Here is a 19,093-nt window from a genome sequence, read left to right on the forward strand (position 1 = left end):
TCGCTTTCTCCGGCTGCAATGGACTATTTAGTCAGGCGGCGGCAGTTTTCACGCACAAAGCGTGACGGGTTTTGGGTGATGACTGCCGCTCGCTGGCGATGACAAAAGAAGGTATAGACTTCAAATTCAAAGTCGTCGTTGATGGCGGTACCAACCTGATAAAGAGTCGAAACAAAGTTCGTGTCGACCCGGAAATTGTGTTTTACCACATAGTCTTTATCCAGATACCAGAATAGCTCAATGTCTTCTTTCTTTGCGTAATTGCTCAGCACACCACGCAGGGTCTCACCGCTATCAAAACGACGGGGCTGGATCTCACCGGTCCAGCGCTGTGGGGCGGGTTTTACCACTAAGCCGCGCTGTGCGATGGCATCGTCCAGAGGGTAGGTGGGTTTGCCCAGATCCAGTACGTATTTGTCCCGCTCAGTATTACGCTCATTGAAGTTGCGTTTAAACCCCTCGTAAAACTGCGTAAACCCCTGTGCGGCGGCATTGGTGGTATCCCTAAACTCCATTGAGGGGAGATTGCCATACAAAAAGTAATACGCGGCCCACACCAGTAATACACCTAACGACAGGTGTTTGGTCCAGAACCACATGTTTGATAAGCGTTTTGAACGTTTTCTAGCCATAATGTCACGACACACTTAATGCTAAAGGTTACTAATAATACGATGGCGCGTTTTCATCCGGACGCGTTTTAAAGCGTCGATGCAACCACATATACTGTTCCGGGGCCTGTTCAATGGCCTGTTCCATACGCTGATTGACCCGCGTGACGTCGGTTTGGGGATCGCCACTGGGAAAAGCTGCAAGTGCAGGTTGGATTTCTATATGGTATTTACCCTGATCATCCCGGGCGCCATGTAAACTTAATGTCTCACAATTTTTGCTTCCTGCAAAGAGCAGTGTTCCTGTTGTAGAAGCTGCATCGGGTACTGCAAAGAAAGGAGCGAACTCACAGCGATTACGGCCATAGTCCTGATCGGGCAGGTAATAGCAGAGCTTTTTATTTTTCAATGCCTGTAGTAATCCTTTTACGTCTCGCTTGCCGATCAAGAATTCGTTGGAGCGCAACCGACCTTTGGTCATAAAGTACTCCATCAGCGGATTATTATGCGGACGATAAAAACCGATACCAGGTTGTTCTGTGCCCAAGATTCTGCCAAGCATTTCCAGATGCAGCATGTGCGGCACCAACAGGAGTACGCCTTTGCCGTTATTCTGCGCCTGTTCAATATGTTCCATGCCTTTGATTGAGCCTATCACGCGGTTGATACGCCACTGCGGCCACCACCATGCCATTGATGTTTCGAATGTAGCTATGCCCGTGTTTTCCATATTTTTTAATACCATATTGGCACGCTGCTGTGCATCCATATCAGGAAAGCACAAACGCAGATTCACATCGGCAATATGACGACGCTTCTTCAGCAGGCGATGTACCAGACGGCCAAGCATTTTTCCCAGCCACAATTGCAGGCCCTGCGGAAGCCAGGACAGGGCATATAAGAAAAATACGCTGAGCCAGGTTGGCCAGAACTTAGGGGCTAAAAATGCCAGCTTAAAGGTGGGGTTGTTAACCAAAGGTGGACTCTCGTTCAAACTTCAAAGGGTTAGTTTAGCGATATCGGCTGAACAGCTCAAGAGAGCGGCAATGAGCGCCGACCTCTTATCTATACCAGAGCAAGACTTTCTAAGGACAGAAAAAAACCGGCTTACGCCGGTTTTCTACTTAAGTTATATAAGCTTAGCCTGCAATCAGGCCTTTATTGATCGCTTCTAAGTCGCTGCGACTCAGGGTACCCGCTGCCTGCTTCAGTCTCAGTGTCGACAACACGTATTGATAGCGAAGATCTGACAGGTTACGCTTGGCGTTATAGAGGTTCTGAGTACTGATAAGTACGTCAACAATGGTACGTGTACCAACTTCGAAACCTGCTTCTGTTGCCTGTAATGCACTTTCGGCTGACACAACGGCCTGCTCTAGTGCACGATACGTCGCGACATCCGACATCACCTGATTGTAAGAGGTGATCACTGAGCGAGTCACGTTACGCATTGCAGCTTCCAGATCTTCACTGGCTGCAACGTATAATGCACGTGCCTGATCAGTGGCTGCTACAGTTTTACCGCCTGAGTAAATTGGTACGTTTAACGTCAGGCCAATGCTGGTGCCATCAGTACGAGGCTGTAATTCAGCGCCTTCGCTGTTGCTCAGCGTATCTGCATAAGACGCAGTCAAGTTCAGAGTCGGGTAATGGCCAGACTGAGCGAGGTCGATTTGATCCTGAGCAATATCTAACGCTGATTTAGCGACCTGCAATGACAGGTTTTGCTCTTTAGCCAGAGTAATAAAGTCGTTAGTCTGTTTGCCTGGTTTAACGGTTGAGAACTTGTCAGTGTTCAGTTTGTCCAGCTTAGCGTGGTACTTACCTGTGATAGTACGTAAGGTCTCACGGGCAGTTTCGACATTATTTTGTGCCACAATCTCGTTTGCCACAGATTGGTCAAACTGTGCCTGGGCTTCGTGTACGTCGGTAATAGCGGTCAGACCCACTTCATAGCGCTGTTTGGTTTGCTCCAGCTGACGCTCAATAGCGCGTTTTTCAGCCTGTACAAACTCCAGAGTATCCAGCTTGCTCAGTACGTCGAAGTAGCCTTCTGCAACACGCACAATCAAGTCCTGCTGTTGCTGCTCATAATTGGTCAGCGACTGCATTGCTTGTTTTTCTGCAATAGTCAGGTTTTGCCAGGTCGCCATACTAAATATGGTCTGGTTCAGCGTTACAGTACGAGTCAGTTTGTCTCCCCAGGTATCAACAACGGTGTAGCCGGTTGAATCGCTCTGACCAGGCAGTGTAGATTCACCATCGTTGTCCGTATAATTCATACTGAATCCCAGTGACGGTAAAAGGTCGCCAAGGGCTGCGTCCTGGGCATATTTTTGTGCGTCAGCCTGGGCTTTGGCTTTTAATACAGTGGGATCGTTTGCCGTGGCAATTTCGTACACTTGCAACAGATCTTCTGCCTGTGAGGCTGTGCTGGAAAGGGCGCAGGCAACACCGATAAACAGAGATAGAATGCTTTTTTTCATTATTTGCTCAGTCCTTAGACAATTTTCATTGTCGGCATGTTACCTTGTTTTCGTCAATTCCTATATAAGGAAAGTGGCAAATCCGTCAGAACAAGTGTAACAGAATATAATACAGTTCAGTTTGGGGCTTCCCCGGTTAAAGAACGGTAAAATAAAGTAAAATTCGAGAACCCCTATGATGGGGGCTTGGGGTTAAAAATTAAACCCCGATCATGAAAAAAATGGGATTAAACATGAAACCAATTGCACAATTTAATCATCAGGATGTCGAATTTAATGAGCCTGAGCGCTGTTATGACAAATTCTTTAAGATTGACCTGTATGCATTTAAACATGCCCTGTTTGCCGGTGGCCAGTCGCAGACTATTTATCGCGAGATTTTAGAGCGGGGCCACGCGGTAGCTGTGCTGCCATACGATCCCAAAACGGATCAGGTATTACTCATTGAACAGATCCGCATTGGTGCGCTGGCAACGAAGGATTCTCCCTGGTTGCTGGAATGCATTGCGGGCATGGCGGAAGGGAGCCTGGATTATGAGGGGGTGGTACGCAAAGAAGCGATGGAAGAAGCTGGGCTGGTGTTAGATGAGTTGCACTATATGACGTCGTATTTATCCAGCCCGGGTGGTTCTACGGAGCGTTTGTACTTATATCTGGCCAAAGCCGACCTCAGTGAGGCTGGTGGTATTTATGGTTTGCCTGAAGAGGGGGAAGACATCAAAGTGCATGTGATGCCTTTTTCTGAGGCCATGACACGGCTCGAAAATGAGGAAATAGATAACGCTGCTACTGTGATTAGTCTACAATGGTTGGCGTTACACAAACCCGAGATGTTGGCGCAGTGGCAATCTCAGTCCATCTAAAATGAGGTCGTTTGATCAGCGGTTATGCAAAAAGAGTACATCCAGTCATTACCCAAATACATTACCTTGTGCGAGCGCAATTATCTGCGGGCGCTGAAACTGCTGCCCGAAGAGAGCGTAGGAAGCAGTCGTGAAGTACACCTGGGCGCAGCCAGTTACCAGATCCGCGTTGACGGCATTGCCCGTTACACCACAGATATTGCGGTGGTGCAGAAGCAACAGATCAGCGCCCACCTGGATGATTTTGCTTTATCTGTGCGCTTATATCACGATGCCAAAGTGGCAGAGGTGATCCATCACGATTTCCATCAGCGCATTAAACCGTCCTATCGCTATCCTAATCCGGACATGCACCATAAAGACGAAAAATATCAGCTCAATGCGTTTTTAGCGGACTGGTTAATGGCCTGTCTGGAAAGCGGCCGGGAACCACTCAACTGGGATGTCAATAATGGCCTGGTTTGAGCAGTCATATCAGTTCAGCGGTGCAGAGTTACGTCTGGCACATATCACAGACAGCCACCTGTTCGGGACTCGCGAGGGATGCTATTTTGAGGTTAACACGGCGGCGCATTTTTGCAGGGTGCTGGATGCCCTGGCTGGCGAGCAGCTCGATGGCGTGGTATTTGGTGGTGACTTAACTCAGGATCACAGTAGCGCCTCTTATGCATTGTTTGCAGAGTTGCTGGCGCAATCAGCGCTCGATTGCCCACTCTTTTGGGTGCCTGGCAATCATGATGATCTTACTTTGCTGGCACAGATCAGCGAAGGACAGATCAGTGCCGCTAAGTACTTGCAGTGCGCGCAGGGTGATATTGTGTTACTTAACAGCAAGGGACCGACACCCGCAGGCTGGTGCGATAATACGCATCTGGCAGAGCTGGAGGCTGTGCTGTGCGACGCAACACAGCCGGTATTGGCATTTTGTCACCATCATCCGGTCCCGATTGATGGCTATCTGGATAAACATATGCTGGAAAACGGCCCTCAGCTGCTCAATACACTGGTAAACAGTAAGCGTGTTGAGGCACTTATTCATGGTCACGTACATAATGCCTATTCACTTCGGTACCGAGGGTTACCTGTCTATGCCACGCCTGCCACATCTATTCAGTTCACTAAGCATTCGACGCAATGGCAGCAGCATAATACAGGCCCTGCTTATCGGTTGGTCCACTGGACTGCACAAGGTCTGCATACTGAGGTCAAATGGCTCGCAAATTAATCTACATTCATGGCTTCAACAGCTCGGAACAATCCTTTAAGGCACAACAATTAGGCCAGTGGCTTGCTCAGCAGCCGATAGACTGCACCTACCTTACACCCCGCTTACATTACGACCCGGCGATAGCAATGCTCCAGCTGGAGCAATTGATAGACAATGACACAGCGTTGATTGGCAGTTCACTGGGTGGCTTTTATGCGACTTATTTGTCGCAACGCCATGGTGTACGCGCTGTGGTTGTGAATCCGGCGGTCAGGCCATTTGAACTATTGCATGACTATCTTGGAGCTCAGTATAATCCCTACCAGCAACAGCATTACACGTTGACGCACCAACATGTTGAAACTCTGCGTCAGCTCTACGTTGAGTCACTGCACTCACCAGAAAATATTTTATTGCTACAACAAAGCGGCGATGAAGTGTTACCCTATCAACAGGCTGTAAACTACTTCAGCGCCAGCCCCAGTCGCATTGAGTTTGGCGGGGACCATAGTTTTATTGGTTTTGAGCGGTACTTTGACACCCTTGTCAGGTTTCTCGAAATCACCAACACGAACAAAGAAAATCAGATCTAATTATGAGTCAGCAGAATTATAATGCCGAAGCCATTGAGGTGTTGAATGGCCTGGAGCCGGTGAAACGCCGGCCTGGCATGTATACCGACACCACACGACCCAATCACTTGGGTCAGGAAGTAATAGACAACAGTGTCGATGAAGCCCTGGCTGGCCATGCCAGCAAGATCGATGTGATCCTGCATGAAGACAATTCGCTCCAGGTGATTGACGACGGGCGTGGCATGCCGGTTGATATTCACCCCGAAGAGGGGATCCCCGGCGTAGAGCTGATCCTGACCAAACTGCACGCTGGTGGCAAATTCTCAAATAAGAACTATCAATTTTCCGGTGGTCTGCACGGGGTGGGGATCTCTGTGGTCAACGCCTTATCAACCCGGGTTGAAATCACGGTTAAGCGGGATGCCCAGGTATATCAGATGGCATTCGAACATGGCGACAAAGTCGAAGACTTAGAAGTGACTGGCACAGTTGGTAAACGCAATACTGGTACTTCAGTGCAATTCTGGCCAGATCCCAGTTATTTTGATTCCGCCAACTTCTCGCTCAGCAAGCTCAACTATCTGCTCAAAGCAAAAGCCGTGCTGTGCCCGGGTCTACGTATTCGCTTTATCAACAAGCAAACCAAAGAAACGCAGGAATGGTGTTATGAATCAGGTCTGGAAGATTACTTAAAAGACAGTGCGAAAGGCTATGAAACACTGCCGAAAAGCCCGTTTGTGGGTAGTTTCAGTGGCTCTACAGAAGGCGTTGACTGGGCATTGCATTGGCTGCCAGAGGGTGGCGAGTCGATAACCGAAAGCTATGTAAACCTCATTCCCACCGCGCAGGGTGGTACGCATGTCAATGGCCTGCGTCAGGGTCTGCTGGAAGCCATGCGTGAATTTTGTGAATTCCGTAACCTGTTGCCACGTGGCGTGAAGCTGACCCCCGATGATGTCTGGGACAAGTGTAGTTATGTGTTGTCGGTGAAAATGCAGGATCCGCAATTTGCCGGTCAGACCAAAGAAAAACTGTCATCGCGTTCTTGCGCCACCTTTGTTTCTGGGATTGTCAAAGATGCTTTCAGTCTGTGGCTGAATGAGCACACCGACACCGCCGAAGCATTGGCTGAGCTGTGTATCAGCAATGCCCAGAAACGTATGCGAGCGGCCAAGAAAGTGGTGCGTAAAAAGGTCACCAGTGGCCCGGCATTACCAGGTAAGCTAACCGATTGCTCAGGTTCAGAAACCGAACGTTCCGAGCTGTTCCTGGTGGAAGGTGATTCCGCGGGGGGCTCTGCCAAACAGGCGCGTGACCGCGAGTTTCAGGCCATCATGCCGCTGCGTGGTAAGATTCTGAATACCTGGGAAGTGGATTCCGGGCAGATTTTGGCCTCGCAGGAAGTCCACGATATCTCTGTGGCGCTGGGGATCGATCCGGACTCTGAAGACTTGTCAGCGCTGCGCTACGGTAAAGTGTGTATTCTGGCCGATGCTGACTCCGACGGACTGCACATTGCGACTTTGTTGTGCGCCTTGTTCGTTAAACACTTTCCTGAGTTGGTGCGTCGTGGTCATGTGTATGTGGCAATGCCTCCTTTGTTCCGAATTGACGTGGGCAAAGAAGTGTTTTACGCGCTGGATGAAGATGAAAAGCGCGGCATATTAGACCGCATTGAAGCTGAGAAAAAGCGCGGCAAAGTAAACGTACAGCGCTTTAAAGGATTGGGTGAAATGAACCCGATGCAGCTGCGTGAAACCACCATGGATCCCAATACCCGTCGTCTGGTGCAACTGACCCTGGATGAACCAGAAGAAACGCTGGAAGTGATGGATATGCTATTGGCTAAGAAGCGTGCCGGCGACAGAAAGACCTGGCTGGAACAACATGGTGATAAGGCAGAAGTGTAAGCTGGCTGCCATGGTGCTGCGCCGATGAAGCGTGCCACCAAGTATTAAATTCGGATGATTACGCCAACGCGATAACTCGTGTGCGGTACAACAAACAATAAGGTGTATCATGACAGATCCGCAAACCCTGTCGTTACAGGGGATTGAACAACTGGCGATGGGCCGCTTCACAGAAGACGCCTATCTCAATTACTCCATGTATGTGATCATGGACCGGGCCCTGCCACACATTGGTGACGGTCTCAAGCCAGTACAACGGCGTATTGTGTATGCCATGAGCGAGCTGGGCCTGTCGGCCGCAGCCAAATATAAAAAGTCTGCCCGTACTGTGGGTGACGTGCTGGGTAAATACCACCCGCACGGCGACAGTGCCTGTTACGAAGCCATGGTGCTGATGGCGCAACCATTCTCCTATCGCTATCCGTTGATCGATGGTCAGGGTAACTGGGGGGCAGCTGACGACCCTAAGTCATTTGCAGCAATGCGTTATACCGAAGCGCGTTTGTCTAAGTTTTCAGAAGTGTTGCTAAAAGAGTTGGGCCAGGGCACGGTTGACTGGATCCCGAACTTTGACGGCACCATGAATGAGCCAATGGTACTACCGGCACGACTGCCACATATTCTGCTTAATGGTGTGACCGGTATTGCCGTAGGTATGGCCACAGACATTCCACCGCATAACGTGCGCGAGCTGGCTGAAGCCTGCTGTACTTTGCTGGACAAGCCGAAAACCACACTTGAAGAAGTGCTGGAGATGGTGCAGGCGCCGGACTATCCAACTGAAGCCGAGATCATCACACCGAAAGCAGAGATCCAGAAGATTTACACCACCGGACGCGGCTCTATTAAAATGCGTGCGGTGTATGAAGAAGATCAGGGTGAAGTGGTGATCACCGCTCTGCCTCATCAGGTATCCGGTGCCAAGGTGCTGGAACAAATTGCGGCGCAGATGACGGCGAAAAAGCTGCCTATGGTCGCTGACTTGCGTGATGAATCGGATCATGAAAACCCAACCCGCATCGTGGTGGTACCGCGCTCTAACCGGGTGAAAGTTGAGCCACTGATGGCCCACTTGTTTGCCACCACAGATCTGGAAAAGAACTATCGGGTTAACCTCAATATGATTGGCCTGGACGGTCGTCCTCAGGTTAAAGACTTACGTTCTATTCTGGCCGAGTGGCTGATTTTCCGCCGCGAAACTGTGCGTCGTCGTTTGCAGTATCGCCTCGATAAGGTGCTGGCGCGTTTGCATATTCTCGAAGGTTTAATGATTGCCTTTTTGAATATCGACGAAGTCATTGAAATCATCCGCACCGAAGACAAGCCCAAAGAAGAGCTGATGAGCCGCTTTGGACTGTCGGACAAACAAGCCGAAGCCATCTTAGACTTAAAACTGCGCCACCTGGCGAAGCTTGAAGAAATGAAGATCCGCGGCGAGCAGGATGAGCTGAGCGCTGAGCGTGACAAGCTGGAGCAAACGCTGGGCTCAGAGCGCAGAATGTCGACGCTGCTGAAAAAAGAAATTCGCGAAGCCGCCGAATTACACGGTGATGAGCGTCGCTCACCTGTAGTAGAGCGCCTTGAGGCCAAAGCCCTGAGCGAGAAAGACCTTATTCCATCGGAATCGGTTACTGTGGTGCTGTCTGAAAAGGGCTGGGCCCGGGTTGCCAAAGGCCATGACATTGACGCCGAAGGGCTCAATTACCGCGCCGGAGACAGCTACAAGGCATCGGCCAAAGGCCGCAGCAACCAACCCGCGGTGTTCCTCGACAGCTCTGGCCGGGCATTTGCCACCGATGCGCATAGTCTGCCATCGGCACGTAGTCAGGGGGAGCCCATGACCGGACGCTTTAACCTGGCAGCAGGCACCAACTTTGAGCATGTGGTCATGGGCGAAGAGCAGTCGCTTTACCTGATGGCCACCGATGGCGGCTACGGCTTTATTGTTGAGTTTAACGACCTGGTCAGTAAAAACAAAAACGGTAAGGCGCTGGTTAGCATCCCGAAAGGGGCTGAGCTGATGGCACCCATCACAGTGGGTGATGTGGCGACCGACCGGTGTATGGCCATTTCTAACGAAGGCCGGATGCTGATCTTCCCACTGCGCGATCTGCCTAAACTGGCCAAAGGTAAGGGTAACAAGATCATCTCTATCCCGAGTGCTAAAGTGCAGGCCCGCGAGGAGTTTGTAAAAGTGCTTGCAGCAATACCCGATGGTTGTGCTGTAACACTACATGCCGGCAAGCGTAAACTCACACTTAAGCCTGGTGATCTGGAACACTACTATGGTGAACGCGGTCGTCGTGGTAACAAGCTGCCCAGAGGCCTGCAACGGGTCGATGGCTTTGAGATTGAGCACAATGGCAATGACATCGCTGAAGCAGACGACAGCGAACAGCCATCGAGCGAGTCTTAATATATCGAGTGGACATTGTGCATGCATGATGTCCACTTGCTTTTCTTCACTCTGTACTCATGAACATCAAACTCATCACCAGACAGAGGTCTCCTCTTCACGTGCCCAGGATTATACAGTGGCTGTTTTTTCATTTAAGAGGTTATGCGGACTCTGCAGAGTTAAATTCGCTACCATATTGGCAATATTGCGGTTGGGGGCAATATGAAAACCACGCGTTTGGGTAGTGGAGACCCAATGAATGACTTTCTCTTGGGCGGGTATTTGAACCCCTGGTCTGAGGTGGTTGACCAATCGGGCAAGAGTTGCGGTTTCTTGGGCTTTGCATGTTACCCATTCGACGACAATTATAAGAAAGGAGCGCTATGATGAAAGTGTGCAGAAGTGGCAAAGTAGCACTGATAAGTTTGTCATACTATTTGATGGGGTGCTCAGCAAGCCCTAATTTGGCGAATGATACGCGTTATGCGCAATTTAGCAGTCAGTGCTATCAACTTTCCCAAGATAGTTTTTTGTACACTATGAATTACTGTAAAGGGGAAACCAAGGAGTGTTTTGGTATTCAGGCTTTTGGTGCACAATCCAATCGTAGTGAGCAAGGCCGACATGTTCCTAACACATTAGAAGAATTGCATGCCAATCCAGCTAGATGGAATGCAAGGATAGAGCGGTGGTCAGGCACTGCAGGCCTGAGAGACAGCGAGTATGTTGCAAGTGTTCCCAAAGGCAGCCGATTTAAGATAGTCGGCTTATTCAGGGATACGTATGGCACAATGGGAACCTATTGGTATATCCAAATTCAGTTTGAGGACACCCAGCAGAACAAGGTGGTTGCAGTGCCATCACCTTATTATTTGCTACAGCCTTATTGGCAAACTACGGATGGTAAATTGTCGTTTTCGTCCAGGTTTGTTGAGAATTGTACTGGTGGAAACTGAGGCTACAAATAGCAATATACACATCAAGCCGGTGATTACCGAGGTGTACGAGTGTGTCTCTGCCGAGTGTCAAATTGCAGAAACTGACAGAGCGGCCTGCTTTTAGTCAGAGGCCGCCTGTATGCCATGGCGTGAGTTTTAGTTAACCAATGACCGATAACTCTCAATGGCACTGGCTTTTTCTTCACGAATAAGGGCGAGCAGATCCAGTCCGTCTTCTTGCCAGCGAGCAGGGATCGCCATGTTATCAATGCGGAACTGATCTGAATCTTCGTTCACAATACACAGCTCGTCGTGTATCGCAAAGACCCCATGGTCGAACGGCTTGCCAGGAGCAGCTTGTTTAACATAGAACCTTTCTCTTTGATTCTTAGCTGCTTTTTTCAGTGCTCTGTGATGACAATAGGGGTTATTACCGCGCTTGCCAAAAAACACATGAGCGGTCCAGTGACAGCCTGCACGGCATACAGAGGCAAATTCACAGCTGCTGCATTCGCCCCACAGGTGGCGGGTGGCATCTTCGGGTGTGGTGATGTCGTTGATGCGCAGCTCGGGACTATTCTGGTAAATGTCCTGCAGCTTACGGTCGCGAATATTACCACCTGTATATTGATCGCTTGGTAGTGATGGACAGCCCTTGATACTGCCATCGGCTTCAATGCCTATTGCATTTTGACCTGCGCTACAGCCACGGGTGAAGGCCCACTTTGCCTCGGATGCAATGGGCTCTTTCAGTAATCGCTCATAAGGCCCAAAATAGCCAATGTTATTACCCATGTGAACGCGTATACCTTCGCTGTTACCCCGTTTGGACAGGTAGGCGAGCAACGGGAACACATCCAGGAGTTCATAAGGCTGTAGTAAGATATGCGAGTTTTCGACGGCATTTCCCATAGGGACCGTGAGGGCCAATTGCCACGCGGAAATACCTGCTTTAAGCAACTCTTCGTACAGGGAAGGGAGTTCGGCAATGGACTCGCGATTTACCTGTGAGTTACAGCCAACCGGGATCCCCGCTTCACGCAGATGGGCAATGGTTTCAAAACACTTTTGCCAGGCGCCTTGTTTGCCTCTGAGTAAGTCATGGCTGCGCTCCATCCCGTCAATTGATAAAGAGACCGCCGCAATCCCTGCTTCCTTCATCCGTTTGGCTGTACCGAGAGAAATCCCGTAGCCACCCGTTGTCATGGTTGCCTTCATGCCTTTTTTGGTGATCTCTGCTGCAATTTGTAGCCAGTCGGGGCGCATAAATGCCTCGCCCCCGATTAGGGTGACTTCTTTAATACCCAGATCTGCCATCTGCGCGACTAAATCCAGTGCTTCACTGGTGGATAATTCATCAACCCTTGCATCGCCAGCTCTCGAACCACAGTGGTTGCAGGCGAGATTGCATTTCAATGTAATTTCCCAGACTGCATAAGTTTGTCTGTATGCAGCATTTATTCGAATATCAGATCTGTTTGTTAAATCAGTCATACTGGCCCCTAATCGTTTGATATTGTGCGTATTACTAAGCAGGCTATTAGTCAGCCAGGCTACATCCGTAGATTTGTACACCCGGACCAACTGCATCTGCACACATCACGTCATGTGCCATGCCTTTGCTCATATAGTTGTTGCTCAGCTTTGAGCCACCTTCAATTTTTGCTAGTAGCTCTTCTGCTTCGATGACTGCCTTTACGTTTTGTTTAGTTGTTTTCATGGTATTTCCTTGTAATGAGTTATTTATCAATCATATGGTCTGTTGACCTGTCAGTAGCGATAACTGAGCTACTGATGCACCGAATTAGATGTGCAAGCCAGTTCTAATCGGTACGCCATCAATCATGCGAGTTCTCCTGAAGGCTGTCAAAACCAGTGAATAATAAAAATAAACTTTAAAAACATATGCTTAGGTCATTTTGTTATAAGCGGGATTGAACTCAATAAGGTTTGATAAGTGGATATTGTGGAGGAGCGGAGCCGAAGGTGTGGCCGGTTAACCGCATTGATGGTCAGGCAAGTGATGCGATTGTACTCAAAGAAAATAGAGTAAATATTTTATTGTGCAGGACGTCATAGCTGGCGGTGATCAGACAAGGAACTATTATGAAACATCTACCGCATATATTAGGACTGGCTGCTCTGGCAGCCACATCATCAGTGAACGCCGCGGCGTTGCCTGACCCCCAGGCGTTGTTGCAACAATATCTTTCAGGCGATTATACCGATGGAGATGCGCCTTTAAATGCTGCTATGGGCTATTTTCAGCACCATGACCGGGAGTTGAGAGAGGTGCTTTTAAATCAATCTCCGGAGTTGGTCGATATACTGGAGAGCGCGAGCTATTGTTATGCCGCAATTGCGACAAAACCCGGTCCGGATTTATTACCTGAACTTTTTCACTACCAAGATGGACGCTGCCTTCTGGTTCAGGATGAAGTGACGGAGCAGGGGCGCTACTACAGTGACAGCCAATGTCGAATCGATATCGACTATAAAACTGAAACGGATGTAGATTTTTGTGTGCGTGAATTTGACCACAAAGCGGAAAAATATGGCAGTACGGCTGATTTAAACTCTACCAGTGATGCCTGGATGCCTGGCTACAGTGCCACATTACCTGTTACAACTCGTCCTCAGTCTTTTAGTGAGATCCCACTGCTGCAACGCAGCACTTATAAAAGAGTGCACAATGAACAAGGCATGTGTCATCTTGAAATGCGTGTTTATAAAAACATGGATCATCATAGCGCAACTCCCGTCATGCTCATCCACGGTGGTGGGTGGTTAGCAAGGCTGAAAACGGCACGCTTGATGGAGGCGCAAATTGCCCAGCTGACCGAGGCTGGCTTCGTTGTATATATGCCTTTTTATCGTCTGGCTCAGGATAAAGAGGCAGGGCCTGCGTGTAATAATGTGTCGATTGAGGATAGCAAAAACGACATAAGAGATGCTTATTTGTGGGTATTGTTTAATAACTACAAGTACACACACAGCTTCAAATCTATTCGTTTACTGGGGCAGTCTGCCGGCGGGCATATGGCGGTATGGCTGTCGCAGCAGTTTCCATTTTTAATCAACAAAATTGCGCCTATGTTCCCGGTAGCAGATTTTGCTCATCAGCTGAAGGAATTGCAAGATGGCAGCTATCCACACAGCTATATCAAAAATATGCTTGCGATTTTGTCCGGCAAATCGGATTGGCAAGAGCTCAGTGGCAATGAGCCACTGATAGTGAATAACAGCCTGTTGGAATACATAGAGCAATATCCTGACATCGCCCCTGATATGTTTATCAGTCACGGGATGGCGGATATCATCGTTTCTCCCAGTCAATCGCTGAGGCTTTGTAACGCACTTTCAGGCGATATTAGCGATGGGCCCGCCCAGGTTAACACGCTTAATTTTAATCAGCAGTATGCGCAAATCCAGTGTCGAAGCGGAAGTGAGCTACACCTGCTGGAAAATGCGGGGCATCACTTTGATGGCTGCGGGTTAGGTTTATGTGATGTTGGCGGTGAGGAAGGGAGTGTTGCCACCAAAGCACTGATGGAAAATATGGTGAACTGGCTGAAATAACCAGGCGCAAATTACCATTCATAGAGTGTTGCGGGCTTGTCTGATAACGACGACAGGCACGCAACGCTTATATTTCAGCCGAGTACTACATAGTCAGGCCCTGCTTTATATGTGATAGCAGTGCGGTTACTTTTTTCTGCGGGTACTTTCTGCCCGAATAAAATGCATAGAGAATAAGATCTTCAGGCTCATGGTCTAACGGGATTTTGACCAGTGTGCCCGCTGCGATTTCTGCCTCGCAGGCATGCTCGGGCAAGATGGCAAATCCCAGCCCTTTAAGAGCAGCCGCTTTAGCCATATGGCCACTGTTTACCTTGTAACGTGATGGCAGGTGCAGGGTCTTATTGCCCTTAAAGCGCCAAGGTGCCCCCTGAAGTACAGTGAAACTGGATATGCAGGGCATTTTGCTGAGCATATCAAGGGAGTCAGGCAAACCCCGGGAAGTAATTAATTCCGGGGAGGCGACAACGCAACTTGGAAAGTGGAGCAGTGTTTTAGCCACCCAGCCCGAGTCTTCCAGTGTGCCGCGGTCAAAGCGCACTATCATGTCAAAGCCTTCGAGCACCCCTTCCGTTGGATTGAGTTGCGTGTCACAGCTGAGTTGTATATCTGGATGCAGCTGGCAAAAGTGCGTAATGAGCTCTGCCAGAATGGGCAGATCCGGGATAACAATTTTAAGGTGTCCCGACAGCTGACTGCTTTGCTGTGACACTTCGACCAGTGCATCATTCATCGCCAGAGTCAGTGGCTTGAGTGTCTGATAAAGCCGGGTACCAGCAGCAGTGGGGCGCATTTTACGGGTTGTGCGCTCCAGTAAGCGGATATTCAGGTGTTGCTCCAGCAAAGCGACATGCCGGCTTACATTAGATGTGGGTAACTGGCGTTGTTGTGCTGCGCGTTTAAAACTCAGTTGCTCATATACAGCCAGAAAGCTTAGCAGCCACTGAAGATCGCTTCGCTCTATCATAATTCTCTCATTAAATGGGATTAATAAAGTCATACTAGCATGTTTATCCCATTTGGTTGCTTTGTAACACTTCATGAAGACATCAATGAATGGAGAAAAGCATGCAAGAAAAACGTCGAATCGCGATTATCGGCGCAGGTATCGCTGGCATGGCATTGGCACTGCTGGTCAGAAAACAAGGGCATCAGGTTGTTTTATACGAGCGTACGCAGGCACCAGCTGCGATGGGGGCTGGTGTCACCTTGTGGCCAAATGCATTATTTGTATTGGAGCAAATGGGCCTGACTCAGCAAATCGTTCAGGCTGGCGGCTTACCTGATTCACTATGTCAGTATGACCATCGGGGCACTGAGATCAGCGCGCTGAGTGTTAAGCAGTTAAACAAATTAAGTGGCTATCTAACGGTGACCATACTGCGTCGTGATTTGATCCGCTTATTGGCTGACGCGTTAACAGCCTTGGGGGGCGTGATCCGGTTTAATACGACCATTTCTCACGAGGAAATTGACGGGCTTAGGAAAGAGTATGACCTGGTTGTTGGAGCGGATGGCAGGATGAATTCGGCGGTACGCCAGTACTTGTATCCTCAACATGTTCAGCCAGTGTATCAGGGCGTGGTAAATGTTATTGGCATAAGTAAGGCTGAGCCAGGGACGCTGAACAATAGCATTTGTGATTTTCGTCGTCCGGGCGAACGTTTTGGCATTGTACCGGTAAAAAAGAACTTATGTTTCTGGGCTGGTGCCTGGCGTTCAGTAATTGAGAAAAACCGACCTGGAAAATCCTTGTATCATGAGTTAAATCAGCGTTTTAGTTCTTGGGCTGAGCCTGTTCGGTCAGTGCTCAAAGCGGCTGATACTGACGCGATACAGCGTATTTTCGTGCATGATTTGGATACACTGCCATATTGGCACAGAGATAATGTTGTACTCATTGGTGATGCGGCTCATGCATCATTGCCGACCTCGGGGCAGGGGGCCTGTCAGGCACTGGAAGATGCCTGGCACCTGGCTGGACTGATATCAAAATATGATGACCCATCAGTTTTGCTGAGTACATTTTATGAGCGGCGTATTGCCAAGGCAACGGCTGCACAGCACAGTGGCCGGCAACTGGCCAGGCAGATTTTCTTTGCACATCATGATAGCCCAACAGAGCGCTCGCCACTTTCCGTGGCAAAGCTGAATCAACTGTGGATGCAGGGGTTAGAATCCTAAAAAAGCCGTGGATATTGCTGTTGATGAAATAGCGTGTTGGTTACGGTTTTATTGTTGCAGTAACCGCTAGCAGTCGGGTGGATCTCCCTGATCTTCTTTGCGCTTGCGTTGTTCCTGCTTTGCTTTGGCGACATTTTTGAACACGGGTGGTGGGATGGGAAACAAAGAGAGTAATGGAAAAATCGCCATAACCAGGTAGGCGGCTTTGGGCATGCCTTTGGCCCACCTGACGATCCTAACCAGGCACCAGAGGCAGGTTACAACCAGTGTGAAGAGCAGCGCCACTCGCATGAGCAGGTCAAATAGGGTGAAACCGTCGGTGTCCATAGTCTTTGTTCCTTTAAGTCAGATAGGATACGAGATAGGGACGTGGCGGCGAAAAATCAAGCAGCTTGTATTACATTGAGATTATTTAAAAAATTTTAATTTTGCATGTTTTTAAGTGTAAGTTAATCCATTTTTCGTATTTTATTGTTGATTTTTTGTGTTGCTCAGCGCATCATATCGTCAGATTGCAAAGATAATAATGGAAGCACTCATCCTAATGGAATAGGAAATCGCATCGTACAATGGACGTGGATGTGTCATTACTTTGTGTTGTATTAGCCTGAATTTGGATGAACCGAACGAGTTTATTACCATGCTAAAAACATCACTTTCTTTGATTGCCCTGGTGGCGTCTTCCGTTTCTTCCGTGAGCTTCGCAAATACCTGTACCGGTCAGCTATATGGCATTAATGCAGGGCGTGGCGATGTGGGGATCTTATTTGGTCTGAATGAGCAAAATAACAGTGCGTTTGCTCAGACCCTGGCAGAATTTAGTGCATCTGCACTGGCCTACGATGACACCAGCAAGCGAATGTACTATCTCTCCGCCCCGAGGCCTTTTGAATATCAGGTTGACGTGAGTCATCTGAACCTCAGTGCTGAGCAATTAACACACTTACCGATTGAAGGTAAACGCTTTAAATATCTGCGCCTGGCCTACTATGACTTTGCAACTGACACCCATACTGTGGTTGGCAGGAGCTCTCAGGTATTGAGTATGGTCTATGATCCTGAGCGCGATGCGCTGCTTGGTACCGATTTTAAAAAACTCTATGAGATTAACAAAAATACGGGTGAGGCGACAGAGCTGGGTGCACTGGGCTCGCTCAAAGGTAAGTTTCGCGGCGATCTGGTGATCCAAAATGGCAACTGGTACCTGATCACCAGTCGCAGTGTTTATCAGATAGATAAAACCACCTTCCAGGCAACCAAGCTGGCAAATCACAGCCTGACTGCGGCAACCGGGGCTGCGTTGAATCAGGCCGGTGACATAGTGGTCAGCCGCACGTTGATCAACGACTATGGTCACGTTAACCGTTCTAAGCTCTATAAGCTTAATCCACAATCAGGTAATACGTGCTTGCTTGCTACCGTGCCGGTCAGGCTTAATGATTTGGCGGTGAATACGGATCAGCCTGTTGCCTGTTATACAACACCAAGCTGTGAGACAGATCCTGAACCGACCTTTACGCTGGCGCCGCTCACAGATACTGTGCCTGAAGGTGGGCTGCTGCAATATCAGGTTACCCTGAGTCACCCTTACTATCAGGATGTGGTACTTGATGTCAGCGTCCTGGATGGCACGACGTCCGCGGATGACTATACGGCGCCGGTTTCCAGTATCACCCTTGGCGCCGGACAAACGAGCGCGACCATAGAAATCCCGACCCTTGATGATGCAACGCACGAAGCCAGTGAGACACTCACTTTACAGCTTGATGGCGCGACAAATACCAGTGGTACAGCCACATTGAGCGGCACAATTGAAGATAATGATCCAGCCTGTGTACCAGATGACTACACGCGCATTCATTATCAGTTTGTCAGTGAAAGTGCAGGTTATAACAACGACTGGGGGATCAGGGTTAATGGCAGTTACGTTAAGTTGCTGGATGAGTACGGTGGTGCGGGCAGCTATGATGTGATTGACGGCGCCAGTTACGACTATGTGTTGTCAATCAATGGCAACCCAAATCAGTTGACTTCCAACTACCGTGTATATGGTGATAAGCAATTCTGGGAAGATCAAAATGACCGCGATTACAACGACTTTGTGTTGAAGGTCTGGACGTCCAGTATTCAAAAAGGCTGTGACTAATAAGTCCGGGACTGCCTCAGGCAGTCCTGACTCGTTTGTGAGGGTCGGTTATTCGCCTTGTATAAAAGCGTGATATTCCTGGCCCAAATGCCCTGGCGATTGCTCACGTTATACCTCTGTGTCATTGCCTTGTAAAAAGCCTTTGATGGCATACCATAGCGTCATAGGCTTCTTATCTTGCAGGCTGTTTAGTTCA

The 19,093-nt window shown here is 49.0% G+C and carries 17 protein-coding genes; 10 read left to right on the forward strand and 7 right to left on the reverse strand.

Annotation, left to right across the window (positions count from 1 at the left end):
* Window positions 1-23: 23 nt before the first annotated feature.
* The 3 genes from NH568_RS07020 to tolC all read right to left on the reverse strand — a co-directional run bounded on the left by NH568_RS07020 (window position 24) and on the right by tolC (window position 3,097).
* Window positions 24-632, reverse strand: a complete 609-nt coding sequence (locus NH568_RS07020; RefSeq protein ID WP_253046037.1) for a TcpQ domain-containing protein — start codon at window positions 630-632, stop codon at window positions 24-26.
* A gap of 31 nt (window positions 633-663) precedes the next feature.
* The gene (gene lpxL, locus NH568_RS07025) at window positions 664-1,587 is read right to left on the reverse strand and encodes an LpxL/LpxP family Kdo(2)-lipid IV(A) lauroyl/palmitoleoyl acyltransferase (RefSeq protein WP_253046038.1); all 924 of its coding nucleotides are present in this window, start codon (window positions 1,585-1,587) and stop codon (window positions 664-666) included.
* A 163-nt stretch (window positions 1,588-1,750) separates the two neighbouring features.
* Window positions 1,751-3,097, reverse strand: a complete 1,347-nt coding sequence (gene tolC, locus NH568_RS07030) for an outer membrane channel protein TolC (protein WP_253046039.1) — start codon at window positions 3,095-3,097, stop codon at window positions 1,751-1,753.
* A gap of 233 nt (window positions 3,098-3,330) precedes the next feature.
* On the opposite strand from tolC, the gene NH568_RS07035 reads away from it, so the two are divergent.
* The 7 genes from NH568_RS07035 (at window position 3,331) to NH568_RS07065 (ending at window position 11,006) form a co-directional block, all read left to right on the forward strand.
* Window positions 3,331-3,960, forward strand: coding sequence for an NUDIX domain-containing protein (locus tag NH568_RS07035; RefSeq protein WP_253046040.1), 630 nt, complete (start codon window positions 3,331-3,333; stop codon window positions 3,958-3,960).
* A 24-nt stretch (window positions 3,961-3,984) separates the two neighbouring features.
* A complete protein-coding gene (locus NH568_RS07040) occupies window positions 3,985-4,425 on the forward strand; it encodes a DUF1249 domain-containing protein (RefSeq protein ID WP_253046041.1) in 441 nt (146 codons plus the stop codon).
* Window positions 4,412-5,185, forward strand: a complete 774-nt coding sequence (locus tag NH568_RS07045; RefSeq protein WP_253046042.1) for a metallophosphoesterase — start codon at window positions 4,412-4,414, stop codon at window positions 5,183-5,185. The genes NH568_RS07040 and NH568_RS07045 overlap by 14 nt, the downstream gene beginning before the upstream one ends.
* The gene (locus NH568_RS07050; protein WP_253046043.1) at window positions 5,170-5,760 is read left to right on the forward strand and encodes a YqiA/YcfP family alpha/beta fold hydrolase; all 591 of its coding nucleotides are present in this window, start codon (window positions 5,170-5,172) and stop codon (window positions 5,758-5,760) included. Before NH568_RS07045 ends, NH568_RS07050 begins: the two co-directional genes overlap by 16 nt.
* A gap of 2 nt (window positions 5,761-5,762) precedes the next feature.
* The gene (parE, locus tag NH568_RS07055) at window positions 5,763-7,652 is read left to right on the forward strand and encodes a DNA topoisomerase IV subunit B (protein ID WP_138550469.1); all 1,890 of its coding nucleotides are present in this window, start codon (window positions 5,763-5,765) and stop codon (window positions 7,650-7,652) included.
* Between the two features lie 109 nt (window positions 7,653-7,761).
* Complete coding sequence (gene parC, locus NH568_RS07060; RefSeq protein WP_253046044.1) at window positions 7,762-10,068, forward strand: DNA topoisomerase IV subunit A; 2,307 nt, start codon at window positions 7,762-7,764, stop codon at window positions 10,066-10,068.
* 365 nt (window positions 10,069-10,433) lie between these two features.
* Window positions 10,434-11,006, forward strand: a complete 573-nt coding sequence (locus NH568_RS07065; protein WP_253046045.1) for a hypothetical protein — start codon at window positions 10,434-10,436, stop codon at window positions 11,004-11,006.
* Between the two features lie 138 nt (window positions 11,007-11,144).
* Here the strand turns inward: NH568_RS07065 and NH568_RS07070 are convergent, their stop codons facing one another.
* Window positions 11,145-12,482 (reverse strand): radical SAM protein, encoded by a 1,338-nt coding sequence (locus tag NH568_RS07070; RefSeq protein ID WP_253046046.1) that lies wholly within the window; start codon window positions 12,480-12,482, stop codon window positions 11,145-11,147.
* Window positions 12,483-12,528: 46 nt separating this feature from the next.
* Window positions 12,529-12,708 (reverse strand): hypothetical protein, encoded by a 180-nt coding sequence (locus NH568_RS07075; protein WP_054014534.1) that lies wholly within the window; start codon window positions 12,706-12,708, stop codon window positions 12,529-12,531.
* A gap of 386 nt (window positions 12,709-13,094) precedes the next feature.
* Here NH568_RS07075 and NH568_RS07080 point away from each other — a divergent pair, with 386 nt between their 5' ends.
* Window positions 13,095-14,567 (forward strand): alpha/beta hydrolase, encoded by a 1,473-nt coding sequence (locus tag NH568_RS07080; protein WP_253046047.1) that lies wholly within the window; start codon window positions 13,095-13,097, stop codon window positions 14,565-14,567.
* A gap of 85 nt (window positions 14,568-14,652) precedes the next feature.
* Here NH568_RS07080 and NH568_RS07085 read toward each other — a convergent pair whose 3' ends face one another.
* Window positions 14,653-15,534, reverse strand: coding sequence for a LysR family transcriptional regulator (locus NH568_RS07085; RefSeq protein ID WP_253046048.1), 882 nt, complete (start codon window positions 15,532-15,534; stop codon window positions 14,653-14,655).
* A 101-nt stretch (window positions 15,535-15,635) separates the two neighbouring features.
* On the opposite strand from NH568_RS07085, the gene NH568_RS07090 reads away from it, so the two are divergent.
* The gene (locus NH568_RS07090; protein ID WP_253046049.1) at window positions 15,636-16,751 is read left to right on the forward strand and encodes an FAD-dependent monooxygenase; all 1,116 of its coding nucleotides are present in this window, start codon (window positions 15,636-15,638) and stop codon (window positions 16,749-16,751) included.
* Window positions 16,752-16,817: 66 nt separating this feature from the next.
* On the opposite strand, the gene NH568_RS07095 is transcribed toward NH568_RS07090, so the two are convergent.
* Window positions 16,818-17,078: a hypothetical protein gene (locus NH568_RS07095; protein WP_253046050.1), complete on the reverse strand. Its 261-nt coding sequence runs from the start codon at window positions 17,076-17,078 to the stop codon at window positions 16,818-16,820.
* Between the two features lie 313 nt (window positions 17,079-17,391).
* Between NH568_RS07095 and NH568_RS07100 the strand changes: the two genes are divergently transcribed.
* The gene (locus NH568_RS07100; RefSeq protein WP_253046051.1) at window positions 17,392-18,897 is read left to right on the forward strand and encodes a hemolysin; all 1,506 of its coding nucleotides are present in this window, start codon (window positions 17,392-17,394) and stop codon (window positions 18,895-18,897) included.
* The last annotated feature ends 196 nt before the right edge of the window (window positions 18,898-19,093 follow it).

It is taken from the genome of Pseudoalteromonas sp. XMcav2-N (assembly GCF_024124545.1).
Taxonomy (GTDB): Bacteria; Pseudomonadota; Gammaproteobacteria; order Enterobacterales; family Alteromonadaceae; genus Pseudoalteromonas.